The sequence below is a fragment of the Streptomyces sp. 2A115 genome (assembly GCF_052245575.1).
In the GTDB taxonomy this organism is placed as follows: Bacteria; Actinomycetota; Actinomycetes; order Streptomycetales; family Streptomycetaceae; genus Streptomyces.
Genome location: NZ_JBQQCG010000023.1, coordinates 123,034 through 136,633, shown reverse-complemented (window position 1 = coordinate 136,633; position 13,600 = coordinate 123,034). Strand labels below are relative to the sequence as shown.

Annotated in this window: 12 protein-coding genes and 1 pseudogene; 12 read left to right on the top strand and 1 reads right to left on the bottom strand. The window is 70.1% G+C overall.

Annotated elements, in window-relative coordinates; all coding sequences use genetic code 11:
- Positions 1-252: 252 nt before the first annotated feature.
- Positions 253-1,461, bottom strand: coding sequence for a sensor histidine kinase (locus ACTWQR_RS21760; protein WP_443228777.1), 1,209 nt, complete (start codon positions 1,459-1,461; stop codon positions 253-255).
- Positions 1,462-1,814: 353 nt separating this feature from the next.
- Between ACTWQR_RS21760 and ACTWQR_RS21755 the strand changes: the two genes are divergently transcribed.
- From ACTWQR_RS21755 to ACTWQR_RS21700, 12 genes and pseudogenes are all read left to right on the top strand, one after another.
- Positions 1,815-2,237: an NADH-quinone oxidoreductase subunit A gene (locus ACTWQR_RS21755; protein ID WP_443228776.1), complete on the top strand. Its 423-nt coding sequence runs from the start codon at positions 1,815-1,817 to the stop codon at positions 2,235-2,237.
- A complete protein-coding gene (locus ACTWQR_RS21750; protein WP_443228775.1) occupies positions 2,228-2,947 on the top strand; it encodes an NADH-quinone oxidoreductase subunit B in 720 nt (239 codons plus the stop codon). The genes ACTWQR_RS21755 and ACTWQR_RS21750 overlap by 10 nt, the downstream gene beginning before the upstream one ends.
- A pseudogene (locus tag ACTWQR_RS21745) lies at positions 2,944-3,321 on the top strand (NADH-quinone oxidoreductase subunit C); the annotation flags it as partial. The gene ACTWQR_RS21750 and the pseudogene ACTWQR_RS21745, both read left to right, overlap by 4 nt.
- An 840-nt stretch (positions 3,322-4,161) precedes the next feature.
- On the top strand, positions 4,162-5,130 hold the full coding sequence (locus ACTWQR_RS21740; RefSeq protein ID WP_443228781.1) for a complex I subunit 1/NuoH family protein: 969 nt from the start codon (positions 4,162-4,164) through the stop codon (positions 5,128-5,130).
- A complete protein-coding gene (locus ACTWQR_RS21735; RefSeq protein ID WP_443228774.1) occupies positions 5,130-5,840 on the top strand; it encodes a NuoI/complex I 23 kDa subunit family protein in 711 nt (236 codons plus the stop codon). Before ACTWQR_RS21740 ends, ACTWQR_RS21735 begins: the two co-directional genes overlap by 1 nt.
- Complete coding sequence (locus tag ACTWQR_RS21730; RefSeq protein WP_443228773.1) at positions 5,837-6,598, top strand: NADH-quinone oxidoreductase subunit J family protein; 762 nt, start codon at positions 5,837-5,839, stop codon at positions 6,596-6,598. Before ACTWQR_RS21735 ends, ACTWQR_RS21730 begins: the two co-directional genes overlap by 4 nt.
- Entirely contained in the window at positions 6,598-7,005 is a 408-nt protein-coding gene (gene nuoK, locus ACTWQR_RS21725; RefSeq protein ID WP_443228772.1) for an NADH-quinone oxidoreductase subunit NuoK, read from the top strand. Before ACTWQR_RS21730 ends, nuoK begins: the two co-directional genes overlap by 1 nt.
- Positions 7,002-8,996 carry an NADH-quinone oxidoreductase subunit 5 family protein gene (locus ACTWQR_RS21720; RefSeq protein ID WP_443228771.1) on the top strand — a complete coding sequence of 665 codons (1,995 nt, stop codon included), beginning with the start codon at positions 7,002-7,004 and terminating at the stop codon, positions 8,994-8,996. Before nuoK ends, ACTWQR_RS21720 begins: the two co-directional genes overlap by 4 nt.
- A gap of 6 nt (positions 8,997-9,002) precedes the next feature.
- On the top strand, positions 9,003-10,586 hold the full coding sequence (locus tag ACTWQR_RS21715) for an NADH-quinone oxidoreductase subunit M (RefSeq protein WP_443228770.1): 1,584 nt from the start codon (positions 9,003-9,005) through the stop codon (positions 10,584-10,586).
- The gene (locus ACTWQR_RS21710; RefSeq protein WP_443228769.1) at positions 10,583-12,082 is read left to right on the top strand and encodes an NADH-quinone oxidoreductase subunit N; all 1,500 of its coding nucleotides are present in this window, start codon (positions 10,583-10,585) and stop codon (positions 12,080-12,082) included. The genes ACTWQR_RS21715 and ACTWQR_RS21710 overlap by 4 nt, the downstream gene beginning before the upstream one ends.
- A gap of 254 nt (positions 12,083-12,336) precedes the next feature.
- Complete coding sequence (htpX, locus tag ACTWQR_RS21705; RefSeq protein WP_443228768.1) at positions 12,337-13,200, top strand: zinc metalloprotease HtpX; 864 nt, start codon at positions 12,337-12,339, stop codon at positions 13,198-13,200.
- A complete protein-coding gene (locus ACTWQR_RS21700) occupies positions 13,197-13,592 on the top strand; it encodes a YccF domain-containing protein (protein WP_443228767.1) in 396 nt (131 codons plus the stop codon). Before htpX ends, ACTWQR_RS21700 begins: the two co-directional genes overlap by 4 nt.
- The last annotated feature ends 8 nt before the right edge of the window (positions 13,593-13,600 follow it).

The following is a 13,600-nucleotide window of genomic DNA, read 5'->3' as shown; positions in this document are numbered from 1 at the left end:
GAGCGAAGGGGGGACGAACCTCCCTGCCGGGCACCCCCTTCCGCCCCCCGCCGGGCACCTTTCCGGAACAAGCCGCCGCCCCCGCCTCGTACGACGCAGGGGCAGCCTCCCTCTCCAACTGCCACCAAGCCCGCCCCAGCCCACCACCTCATACGACCGCCCGCGCGAACCCATAAGCCCGGCGCGTACGCCGACTGCGCCCGCAGCCTCGTGCGCCCCCGGCGCTCGAAACGACCCCGACCACCTTCCCCGCTACCTCCCTCCGGCCCCAACCCCCTCCACGCGATCCCGCCAAGGCAGCTCCGCCGTGATCGTCGTCGGGCCGCCCACCGGCGAGTCGATGACGAACAGCCCGTCCACCGCACTGAGCCGGTCCGCCAGTCCCGCCATCCCCGTGCCGCCGTCGAGGGCGGCGCCGCCGCGGCCGTCGTCCCAGACCTGGATGAGCAGGCGGTTGTCCGAGCGCCACACGTCGACGGAGGCGGACCGCGCCCCGCTGTGCTTGCTGACGTTCTGGAGGAGCTCGGAGACGGTGAAGTACGCGATGCCCTCGATGGCCGCGGCCGGGCGTGCCGGCAGGTCGGCCGTCACCTTCACCGGCACCGTACAGCGGGCGCCGACCGAGGACAGCGCGGCGTCCAGACCGCGGTCGGTGAGGACCGCCGGATGGATGCCGCGCGCCAGATCACGCAGTTCCTGAAGCGCCAGCTTCACCTCGCCGTGCGCCTCGTCGACCATGGTGGCGACGGTTTCGTCGGCCTGGCCCTCCAGCAGCTTCTCCTTCGCCAGGCCGAGCCCCATCGCGAGGTTGACCAGCCGGGCCTGCGCCCCGTCGTGCAGATCCCGCTCGATGCGCCGCAGGTCGGCCGCCGCCGTGTCGACGACCGTCCCCCGGTCCGACTCCAGCTCGGCGATCCGCCGCTCCAGCTCGTCGGACGGCGACAGCAGCCCGCGCACCATCGCCCGGTCCGCGTTGGCCAGCCCGCGCGCGATGAACGGCAGCACCGGCCACAGCACGAACAACGAGGTCAGCGTGATGGTGAAGGTGAGCACACCCCACGGCAACCGCATGAACTCGTACAGCATCGTCCGCCAGCCGACCGGATCCTTGAGCGACATCCACAGCTGCGCGAAGAACCCACCCCGCCCCCGCAACGGCAGCGGACTCGGCTCGTCCACCCGCACCCCGAGCAGCCCCCTCGCCCGGCCCCGCTCCAGCTTGCCCAGTTGCCGCGCGCCCATCAGCCCGGCCGCGAGCAGCGGAAAACCGATCACCGTCAGAGTCATGAAGGCGCCGGTGAACAGCACCGTCACCGCGTACGTGAACCCCACCAGAGACACGGGCAGGTTGGCCAGGAGATGCGCGATCTCCTTCCAGGTGTGCCGGTCGTAGGCGAAGCGAGCGGGCGGCAGTCGGCCACCGCCGTCCGGGGTGTCGGTAGCCAGGATGCGTTCGGTCATAACGGTCAGCCTGCCGGGCCGCGGGCCGCAGCGCCATGATGCAGACCGCCCGAATCCACTGGGGAAAACCCCACCCTCGGGGGCTCTGAGGTGTCCATGGGGTGCCTCAGGGGTGCCTCCGGGGTGCCTCGGGGATGCCTTCGGGGTGCCCAGGGAGTGCCCTCCGGGGCACCCTTGGCGTCTCCCCACTCCATCGCCAACTCCATGCCTACCTGTGACGGGCTGCTTACGGTCTCTTTAGCAGGCCCTAGACTCCGTGCGTACAGATCGTCGAACACGGCGCACACTGGGGCGCACACGAGATCGTACGAAGTCATACCAGGTCATACGAGGTCAGGGAGCGAGGGGCGGACGTGCCGGAACCGACCATGGTCGCGGGAACCGGGACCGCTGGGACCGCCGTCGCGGCGGACTACTTCCAGTCCTACTCGGTCGTCGGACTGCTCGCCCTCGTCGGCGTGCTGTTCGTCGCCGTCGCCTTCGGTGCGGGTCGGCTGCTGCGTCCCGTCGTCCCGACGCCCGAGAAGCTCCTGACGTACGAGTGCGGCGTCGACCCGGTCGGCGAGGGCTGGGCCCACACCCAGGTCCGCTACTACGTCTACGCCTTCCTGTACGTGATCTTCGCCGTCGACTCGATCTTCCTCTTCCCCTGGGCCACGGTCTTCGCCGATCCCCGCTACGGCGCGGCGACCCTCATCGAGATGTTCATCTTCCTCGGCTTCCTGGCCGTGGGCCTGCTGTACGCATACAAGAAGGGCGTCCTGACATGGACGTGACCCAGTCCGAGTCTCAGTCCGGGTCCCAGTCCGGGTCCCAGCCCCAGCCTCAGCCCGGAGCCGGTTCGGTGCCCGTGCTGCTTCCCGAGCCGAAGCGGCTGGGCGTGCTCTCCCGCCTCGCCCCCGAGCCGATGAAGGTGGTCCTCAACTGGGGCCGCCGCTACTCGCTCTGGGTCTTCAACTTCGGCCTGGCCTGCTGCGCCATCGAGTTCATCGCGGCCTCCATGGCCCGGCACGACTTCATCCGCCTCGGCGTGATCCCGTTCGCGCCTGGCCCGCGCCAGGCCGACCTGATGGTGGTCTCGGGGACCGTCACGGACAAGATGGCCCCGGCCGTGAAGCGCCTGTACGAGCAGATGCCCGAGCCGAAGTACGTCATCTCCTTCGGCGCCTGCTCCAACTGCGGCGGCCCGTACTGGGACTCGTACTCCGTGACGAAGGGCGTCGACCAGATCATCCCGGTCGACGTGTACGTGCCCGGGTGCCCGCCCCGTCCCGAGGCCCTGCTCCAGGGCATCCTCAAGCTTCAGGAGAAGATCGCCCGGGAGTCGCTGGGCGAGCGGTACGGACCGGGGCCGGACCGTCCTTCCACGGCCGCACTCCAGAGCGGGCTCGTGAAGCCGCCGGTTCCGGCTTCCGCTTCAGTCTCGGGTTCGGCTTCCGGTCCGGCCTCGGGTTCCGGTCCGGCCTCGGGGGAGGGTGAGCAGTGACCGGCTGGCTGCCCGCCCCTGTCGAGGAACTCTTCGGTACGGAGGCCACCGCCGACGAGTCGTACGACGTGCTGACCGTCGACGTACCGCCCGCCGCCTGGATCTCCGCCCTGGAGACCGCGCGCGACGAACTGAGCTGCACCTACTTCGACTGGCTGAGCGCCGTCGACGAACCCGGCACCGGTTTCCGTGTCTCGGCCCACGTCGTCGCGCTCGCTCCGGTACGGCGCCTTCTCGTACGTACGACCGTCCCGCACGACACCCCCGTACTCCCTTCCGCCGTCGACGTCTACGCGGGCGCCGCCTGGCACGAACGCGAGACCCACGAGATGTTCGGGGTCGCCTTCGAGGGCCACCCCGGCCTGAACCCGCTCCTCCTTCCCGAGGGCTTCGAAGGCCACCCCCTCCGCAAGGACTTCGTTCTGGCGGCCCGCGTCGCCAAGGCCTGGCCGGGAGCCAAGGAGCCGGGCGAGTCGGAACACGGCGGGCCGAAGCGCCGCCAGATGCTCCCCCCGGGAGTACCCGACCCGAACGAATGGGGCCCCCTGAAGGGCCAGCTCCCCCCTGCCCCGGCCCGTCCGGCCCGAGGCGCGGGCCGCCCGGCCGGCGAGCGCCCGGTTCGGCGTGCCCGCACGGCAGGGGAGGGCTCGGCGAGCCAGGCTGCAGCGGAGTCCGCATCCGCCGGGTCCCCGACTGTGGGGTCCGCAGGTGCGGGCTCCGCGACTGCCGGCTCCGCGGATACGGGGTCCGCAGATACGGGGTCCGCGACCGCCGGTGCCGCGTCCTCTGCCGGTACGGCGCCGGAGGCCCGGCCCACGGCCCGCCGGGCTCGCACGGCCAGCGAGGGCTCGGCGACCCAGCGCGCCGACTCGGCCTCGGCGGCTGCTCCGGCGCCGGGCCCGACACCGGGCACGGAGGCCACCCCTCCGTCCCCCAGTCGGCCCCGTAGCGCGGACGCCCCCTGGCACCATGCGCGCCCCACTTTCGACGAGGCCGAGGCCGACGCCGAGGCAGGAGCTGAGGCAGGGGCTGAGGCAGGGGCCGAGGCGGGTGCAGAGCCCGAACCCGAGGCCGACAGGGCACCGAAACAACCGGATCCCGAGCGCTCCACGGAACCCAAAGCCACGGAAGCGTCCGAACGTTCCGAGTCCTCCGAGGCCCCCGCAGTCAGCCCCCCCCGCCACCGACGAGAACAACACCCCAGGAGGCCCGCAGTGAACGACGCGCTCGACGTCGCCCTGCGACTCCTGATCGTCTTCGTCGTGTTCCTCACCTTCCCCCTGATCGTCGGTCAGACGGAACACAAGGTGATGGCCCACATGCAGGGCCGCCTCGGCCCCATGTACGCGGGCGGCTTCCACGGCTGGGCCCAACTCGTCGCCGACGGCGTGAAGTTCGCCCAGAAGGAAGACGTCGTCCCGACGGGCGCGGACCGCCGTATCTTCCAGCTCGCCCCTGCTGTGGCCCTCCTCCCGTACCTCCTGGTCCTCCTCGCCATCCCGATCGGCCCGGGCGAGGGCGCGGTCGGGGAGGTCGTCGACGCGGGTATCTTCTTCGTCCTCGCCGTGATGGGTGTGGGCGTCCTCGGCTCGCTCATGGCGGGCTGGGCCTCGGCCAACAAGTTCTCCCTCCTCGGCGGCCTCCGCACCGCCGCTCAGCTCCTCGCCTACGAACTCCCGATGCTCCTCACCGCCGCCTCGGTCGCGATGGCCGCGGGCACGGTCTCCCTCCCCGGCATCCTCGACGCCTTCCAGTGGTGGTGGCTGCCCTGGCAGATCGTCGGTGCGATCGTCTTCTTCGTGGCGGGGCTGGCCGAGCTCCAACGGCCCCCCTTCGACATGCCGGTCGCCGACTCCGAGATCATCTTCGGCGCGTACACCGAGTACACGGGCCTCCGCTTCGCGCTCTTCCTCCTCGCCGAGTACGCCGGAATCGTCGTCCTGTGCGGTCTGACCACCGTCCTCTTCCTGGGCGGCTGGCACGGCCCGTGGGGCGCCGACGGCCTCGGCTGGGTCTGGACCCTCCTCAAGGCCGCGATCCTCGCCTTCGTCGTGATCTGGCTGCGCGTCACCTATCCCCGCCTGCGCGAGGACCAACTCCAGAAACTCTCCTGGACCCTCCTCGTCCCCCTCTCCCTCGCCCAGATCGCCCTCACCGGCATCGTCAAGGTGGTGATCTCCTAATGGCCTCCATTCCTGGCTCTGGCCTCGCCAAAGGCCTCGCCGTCACCCTCCGCACGATGACGAAGCGCTCGCACACCGCGCAGTACCCGGACGCCCAGCCCGAACTCCCTCCCCGCACCCGCGGCGTCATCGGCCTCTTCGAGGAGAACTGCACGGTCTGCATGCTGTGCGCCCGCGAGTGCCCGGACTGGTGCATCTACATCGACTCCCACAAGGAGACGGTCCCGCCGACCGCCCCCGGTGGCCGCGAGCGCAGCCGCAACGTTCTCGACCGCTTCGCCATCGACTTCGCCCTCTGCATGTACTGCGGCATCTGCATCGAGGTCTGCCCGTTCGACGCCCTGTTCTGGTCCCCTGAGTTCGAGTACGCCGAGACCGACATCCACGAACTCACCCACGAACGCGACAAACTCCGCGAGTGGATGTGGACGGTCCCCGCCCCACCGGCCCTCGACCCCGCCGCCGAGGAACCGAAGGAGATCGCCGCCGCCCGCAAAACGGCCGACAAACTGGCCGCCGAACAGGCAGCCCGGGCCGAGGCCGAAGCCGAGGCTTCTGGCCGGGCTGAGCCCGACGCTGGTCAGGCAGGTCAGGCAGGTCAGGCAGGTCAGGCAGGTCAGGCAGGTCAGGCAGGTCAGGCAGGTCAGGCCGATCCGACCGGGCAGGCAGGGCAGGCCGGCCCAACCGATCCGCAGGAGGGCGAGTCGTGAGCCTCGCAGCAGCCACGGCCGGCGCGGCTCAGGCCACGACCACCGCCGCCGAAACCCACGGCTTTCTCTCCCCGACCGGCGTCGAGATCGCCTTCCTCCTCGTCGGCCTGGTCACCTTCGGCGCCGCGATCGTCACCGTCACCACCAAGCAGCTGGTGCACGCCGCCCTGTGGCTGGTGGTGACCCTCGGCGGGCTCGCCGTCGAATACCTCCTCCTCACGGCCGAGTTCATCGCCTGGGTACAGGTCCTCATCTACGTCGGTTCCGTCGTCGTACTCCTCCTCTTCGGTCTGATGCTCACCAGGGCCCCCATCGGCCGCTCCCCGGACGCCGACTCCGGCAACCGCTGGGCAGCCCTCACCGTGGCGATCGCCGCTGCCGCCGCCCTCGTCTGGGTCGTCGTCGACGCCTTCCGGACGACCTGGATCGACCTCAGCGACACGTCCGGCGGCGCCGCGGGCTCCACCGCGGTCACCGGCGCCAGCCTCTTCCAGAGCTGGGTGCTCCCCTTCGAGGCTCTCTCGGTCCTGCTGCTCGCCGCCCTGGTCGGCGCGATCGTCCTCTCCCGCAAGACTGCCGCCGACAAGGCCGACAGCGGGCCCACGGGCAAGACGGCCCTCGGTAAGCAGCCCCCGGGCAAGGGCACGCCCACCAGGCAGTCCGCCCGACAGTCGGCCGAGCGGCCCACCGGCAAGGCAGCCCCCGACGAGAAGCCCGAGAAGCGCGAGAAGCCCTCGCGCACGGAAGGCGCCCGCTGATGCATCTCGCCTACCCCGCCGTGCTCTCCGCCCTCCTCTTCAGCACGGGCCTGTACGGAGTCCTCGCGCGCCGCAACGCGATCCTGGTCCTGATGTCCGTCGAGCTGATGCTCAACGCCGTCAACCTCAACCTCGTCGCCTTCGACGTCTGGCTCAGCAAGACCGCCCAGGACACCCTGCACTCCGGCCAGGCCCTGACCCTGTTCACCATCGCCATCGCCGCCGCCGAGATCGGCATCGGCCTGGCGATCGTCCTCGCCGTCTACCGCAACCGCGGCACCTCGGACATCGACAAGCTCCGTGACACCGCCGAGACCGACGACGGCCCCGACGGCCCTGAGAGCCCCGATGGCGACAGCCCGGACTCCGCGTCCGCCACGGCTGAGAAGGCTGAGGCCACCGCGTGACCACGACCGCCCTCGCCGTCCTCGTCCCCCTCCTTCCGTTCCTGGGTGCCGTGGCCGGCCTGCTCCTGGGCCGCACGGCCCCCGGCTTCGTACGTCCCCTGGCCGTCCTCCCCTCGCTCGCCGCCCTCGGACTCGCCGCCGTGGTCGCCGTACGCCAGGGCGGCGACCGGGCCATCGACGCCGCCACCGAGCTCACCCCGACCGGCTCGGTCCCCATCGAACTCGCCCTGCACATCGACGGCTTCGCCGCCCTCGTCGCCGTCCTGGTCGGCCTGGTCGCGACCTGCGTGCAGATCTACTCGACGGGTTACCTGCGCGACGACCCGCGCTACCCCTCGTACGCCGCTCTCGTCTCCCTCTTCACCTCCGCGATGCTGCTCGTCGTCTACTCCGGCGACCTGATGGTGCTCCTGGTCGGCTGGGAGATCATGGGCATCTGCTCCTACTTCCTAGTCGGCCACTACTGGGAGACCCCGGAAGCCCGAGCCGCCTCCATCAAGGCCTTCCTGGTCACCAAGCTCGGCGACGTCCCCTTCCTGATCGGCCTGTTCGCGCTCGCCGCCGACGCCGGGTCCTTCCGCATCACGAAGGTCCTCGGCAACGTCGCGAGCGGCGGACTCGACCACCCGACACTGATCGCCCTGCTGCTCCTCGCCGGTGTGGCGGGCAAGTCGGCGCAGTTCCCGCTGCACACCTGGCTCCCCGACGCGATGGCAGGCCCCACGCCCGTCTCCGCGCTGATCCACGCCGCGACGATGGTCGCCGCCGGTGTCTACTTCATCGCCCGTCTCCTCCCGGTCTTCGCGGCCTCCTCGGCCGCACTGGTCGTCCTCGCCGTCATGGCCGCCGTCACGATGGCCGGCTCGGCACTCGCCGCGCTCGCCCAGGACGACATCAAACGGGTCCTCGCGTACTCGACGATCGGCCAGCTCGGCTACATGACCGGCGCCCTCGCCGTCGGCGACCGCGGTGCCGCCGTCTTCCACCTCCTCTCGCACGGCGCCTTCAAGGCGCTGCTGTTCCTCGCGGCGGGCGTGATCATCCACGCCGCCGGTACCAACTCGCTGGCCGCCATGTCCCGCATGAAGGACCTGCGCGCCCGCGTCCCCGACGCCTACTGGACGATGACCGTGGCGCTCCTCGCGCTCGCCGCGATCCCGCCCTTCAGCGGCTTCTTCTCCAAGGAAGCCGTCCTCGGCGTCGCCGAGCACGCCGCCACCGGCCACGCCGAGGGCATCCCCGGCACCGCCGGCTGGATCGTCCTCGTCGCCGGCCTGGTCACGGCCCTGCTCACCGCCGCGTACGCGATGCGCCTGTGGCTGCTCGCCTTCCGCGGCCACGGAGCCGAGGCTCCCGACCACGGACGGCAGCCCATCTCCATGAACACCGTGCTGTGGGTCCTCGCCGTCCCCTCGCTCGCCTACGGACTCACCACCGGCCTGCTGCCCGACTGGTTCGACGGACGCGATCTGACGCCGACACTCACCACCTCCGTCCTCGGTACGGGCGTAGCCCTGGTCGGCGGCATCGTCACGTACGGCGCCTGGCGGCACACCACCGCCATGGCGGCCCGCGTACCGCTGGGCGCGGTCGCGGCCCATCCCGAGGGCGACGCCGGACTCGTCGAGGCCGAAGCCATCGCCAGCCACGCGCCCGCCTACGGAAGCGTGGCCGCCGCGCCCGACCCGGCGGACCCTGGCCGACTCCTGCTGGGCCCGCTGCACCGCCACGCGGCCGTCGGCTTCCATCTCGACGCCGTCTACGCGGCCCTCTTCGTCCGCCCGGTCCAGGCCGGAGCAACCCTCGTCCGGTTCCTCGACCGCGAGGTCGTCGAGACCTACGTACGCGGCGCGGGCGTCCTACCCCGCTGGCTCGGGACGGCCGTCCGGCGTGCCCAGACCGGCAATGTGCAGACCTATGTGAGCGCGCTGCTCGCCGGCACCGTCGTCCTGGTGGTCGCCGTCCTCCTCGTCGCCACCGCAGGAGCGTGAGCAGGCGTGATCGATATCAACGAGTCCGTGATGCAGTTCCTTCTCGCGTTCATCGTCGTCGCTCCGCTCATCGGTGCTGCGGCAGCTCTCCTGCCCGCCCCGCCCGGACTGAAGGGGAAGTCGCCCGAACAGGCTGTGCTGCGGCATGGCGTGACCGTCACCGGTGCCGTGCTCATCGCCGCGATCGTCCTCACGCTCGGCTTCGACCACGACCACCCGTCGAAGATGCAGGCCACGACGGACATCAGCTGGATCCCCGCACTCGACGTGCGGATCCACCTCGGCATCGACGGCATCTCGCTCCCCCTCCTCGTGCTGACCGCGCTGCTGACCTTCCTCTGCGCGCTGTACTCCTACTTCAAAATGCCCGCGGGCCCGACCCCGCAGGCCTTCGTCGCCCTGCTGCTCGTCCTCGAGTCCGGCACCCTCGCGACCTTCGCCGTACTCGACCTGCTTCTGTTCTTCCTCGCGTTCGAGATGGTGCTCATCCCGATGTACTTCCTCATCGCCCGCTGGGGCGGTGAACAACGACAGGCCGCCGCCTGGAAGTTCATCCTCTACACACTGCTCGGTTCGGTCGTGATGCTGCTGGGCCTGCTCCTGATCGGGCTCAAGGCGGGCACATTCGACATGGTGGCACTCGCCACTGACAACGACCCCTCGCTGACCACATCCGTGCAGGTCATCGCCGTTCTGGCGATCGGAATCGGCCTCGCGGTCAAGACGCCGATGTGGCCGCTGCACAGCTGGCTGCCCGACGCGCACACCGCAGCGCCCACCGTCGGCTCGGTCCTGCTGGCCGGCGTCCTGCTGAAGATGGGTACGTACGGGTTCGTTCGCATTCTGCTGCCCATCACACCGGACGGCATGCGCACCTTCGCCCCGTATCTCGCGGCCTTCGCGGTGGTCGGGATCATCTACGGTTCGCTGGCCTGCCTGGCCCTCGCCAAGCAGGGCGCGAAGGGTGACCTCAAGCGACTCATCGCGTACTCTTCCGTCGGCCACATGGGCTTCGTACTCCTCGGCATCGCGACCATGACCCCGACCGGCGTGAACGGCGCGCTGTTCGCCAACATCGCCCATGGCCTCATCACCGGCCTGCTGTTCTTCCTGGTCGGCGCCCTCAAGGACCGCACGGGCACGACCGACCTCGACACCCTCGCGCAGGAGACCGGCGCGGCTCTCTACGGCAAGGCCCCGCGCTTCGGCGGCCTGCTCGCCTTCGCCGCCGTGGCCTCGCTCGGCCTGCCGGGACTGGCAGGTTTCTGGGGCGAAATGCTGGCGCTGTTCGGCGCGTTCGAACCAGCCGACGACCTCAGCCGCCCAGCGTTCCTGACCTTCATGGCGATCGCCGCGTTCGGCACGCTGCTCACCGCCGCCTACATGCTCATCGTCGTGCGCCGTGTCTGCATGGGCGAGGTCCCGCAGGAAGTGCAGAAGGGCCCGCGACTCGCGGACGTCCAGGCGTACGAGTTCGCGGCCTGGGCCCCGCTCGTCGCCCTCACCGTCATCGCCGGGCTCTGGCCCAAGGCCCTCCTCGGCCTGACCGACCCGGCCGTGCAGCAGCTCTTCGCAGGAGGCACCCGATGAGCTCCCTGGTCCAGTCCGTCGACTGGCTCGCGATCGCGCCGCCCACGATCGCGGCGGTCGTCGGACTCGTGGTGCTCATCGCCGACCTCTTTGTGGGCGACGCGAAGAAGGCGCTCCTCGGCTGGGTCTCCGTCGGCGGCCTCACCGTCTCCGCGCTCGCGCTGTTGCCTCTCCTGGACGGCGACCGCTCGACCTTCTGTCTGACGGGCGACGCAGACGTCTGCAGCTACACGGCGGACCGCTTCACGCTCGTCATCCAGTTCCTCGTCCTCGGCGGCGCGCTCCTCGCGGCACTCCTGTCGGTGACCGCCCTGAAGGACGCCAAAAGGGAACTCCCCGAAGGGGAGTTCTGGTTCCTGCTGCTCTCCTCCGCCGCGGGCGCCGCCCTGCTGCCCGCCTCACGCGACCTGGCGACCCTCATCGTCGCCCTGGAAGTCGCCTCGCTGCCCGCCTTCGCCCTTGTAGGCATCAAGCACGGAGACAGGAAGTCCTCCGAAGCGGCCCTGAAGTTCTTCCTGTCCTCGGTCACCGCGACCGCCGTGAGCCTCATGGGCATCAGCTTCGTCTACGCGTCGACGGGCACCCTCTACCTCACCGAGATCGCCACCAAGATCGAGAACGTCGACAGCCGGCTGGACACGCTCGCCCAGGCAGGCGTCGTCCTCACGCTCGTCGGCTTCGCCTTCAAGACGGCCGCCGTGCCCTTCCACTTCTGGGTGCCCGACACCTACGTAGGGGCACCTCTGCCGGTGGCCGCCTACTTGTCGGTCGTCGGCAAGGCGGTCGGCTTCTCGGGGCTGATCCTCGTCACCGTGATCGCCCTCCCGTCGTACGCGGACGTCTGGGGCCCGGCACTCGCCGCCCTGGCCGCGCTCACCATGACGATCGGCAACGTCGGCGCCCTCCGGCAGCAGGCCACGCGCGCGTACAGCGCGGTAAGGCTGCTCGCCTGGTCCTCCGTGGGCCAGGCCGGCTACATCCTGGTGCCGATCGCCGCAGCCGCCTACTCCGAGGACGACGAGAAGGCCATCGGCTCCACCGTCGCGTACGCCCTGATGTACGGCGCCGTGAACCTCGGCGCCTTTGCCGTGGCCGCCCTGGTGGCCCGTACAAAACCGCTGAACCGCATCAGCGACTACCGAGGCCTGTACGCCTCGCGCCCCCTCGCCGCGCTCGTCCTCGGCTTCTTCCTGCTCTGCCTCGCAGGGCTGCCCCCGGGCATCATCGGCCTCTTCGCGAAGGTCACCGTCTTCTCGGCGGCCGTCGACGCGGGCCTCGGTTGGCTCGCCGTGGTCATGGCAGTCAACGTCGTGATCGCGCTCTTCTACTACCTCCAGTGGACAACCCTGCTGTTCCGTGCCCCCGAGGGCGAGCCCGAGACACACCGCGTGCCGGCCCCCCTGACGGCCGCGATCGGCCTCACCGCGGTCCTGGGCATCGTGCTGTCCGGGGCACCACAACTGGTCCTGCGCTTCTCCGACACCGGCCTCTTCTGACCACTTTCGCGGCGGCTGTTTCCTGAGGCATCCGCACGCGCGCATCGGGCACTCGAACCCCACGCGCGCGTGCGAGGCGTTGCCGCATCACCCGGGTGGCCGATGCGTGGCACCGCAAGCACAAGGGAACTAGTACTTCTCGCCTGGCGTTGACCAGTACGGGAGGGTCCACTGGACCGTGGAGTCGCGGAACCAGTGACGTCAGAAATCGACAAGCAAAGGGTTCCCCTGCCGCACCACTTGGAGGGCGTACCGTGCACCGCCGGCACAACGGGCTCAGGACCGCCGTACTCCTCGGGGGACTGTCCGCACTCATCATCGTCATCGGCAGCTTCTTCGGGCGTATGGGCCTCGTCGTCGCACTCTTCATCGCGATCGGCACGAACGCGTACGCGTACTGGAACAGCGACAAGCTGGCTCTACGCGCGATGCGCGCGCGCCCGGTGAGCGAGTTCGAAGCCCCCGCCCTGTACAGGATGGTCCGCGATCTCTCCACGCAGGCCCGCCAGCCGATGCCGCGCCTGTACATCTCCCCAACGGAGGCGCCGAACGCGTTCGCAACGGGCCGTAACCCGCGCAACGCCGCCGTGTGCTGCACCGAGGGCATCCTGCGCATCCTCAACGAGCGCGAGCTGCGCGGCGTCATCGGCCACGAACTCAGCCACGTCTACAACCGCGACATCCTGATCTCGTCGGTGGCAGGCGCCCTGGCCTCCGTCATCATGTTCCTGGTCAACTTCGCCTGGCTGATCCCGATCGGCCGCTCGAACGACGATGACGGCCCCGGCCTCCTCGGCATGCTGATGATCATGATCTTGGGCCCGCTCGCCGCGTCCCTCATCCAACTCGCCATCAGCCGCTCCAGGGAGTACGAAGCGGACGCGGCCGGCGCCCAGCTCACCGGCGACCCACTCTCCCTCGCGAGCGCCCTGCGCAAGCTGGAGGCGGGCACGAAACAGCTTCCCCTGCCTCCGGAGCCGCGTATCGAGACCGCAAGCCACATGATGATCGCGAACCCCTTCCGTCCGGGCCAGGGACTCTCCAAGATGTTCTCTACGCACCCGCCGATGGCGGAGCGCATCGCCCGGCTCGAGCAGATGGCAGGTCGTCACCAGTGAAGACAATCTTGAACGTCATATGGCTCGTCCTCAGCGGCTTCTGGCTGTTCCTCGGCTACCTGCTCGCGGGCGCGCTGCTCTGCATCACCATCATCGGCATCCCGTTCGGCATCGCGGCCTTCCGTATCGGCGTCTACGCCCTGTGGCCGTTCGGCCGGACGACGGTCGAGCGCCCCGGTGCGGGCGCGCCCTCCTTCATCGGCAACATCCTGTGGCTGGTCCTCGCCGGCTGGTGGCTCGCCCTCGCCCACATCGTGACCGGCCTCCTCCAGTGCATCACGATCATCGGCATCCCACTGGGCATCGCCAACTTCAAGCTGATCCCGGTCTCGTTGGTCCCCCTGGGACGCGAAATCGTGCGTACGGACCAGCCGTTCACCTCGCGCTGGTAGAGCGGCGC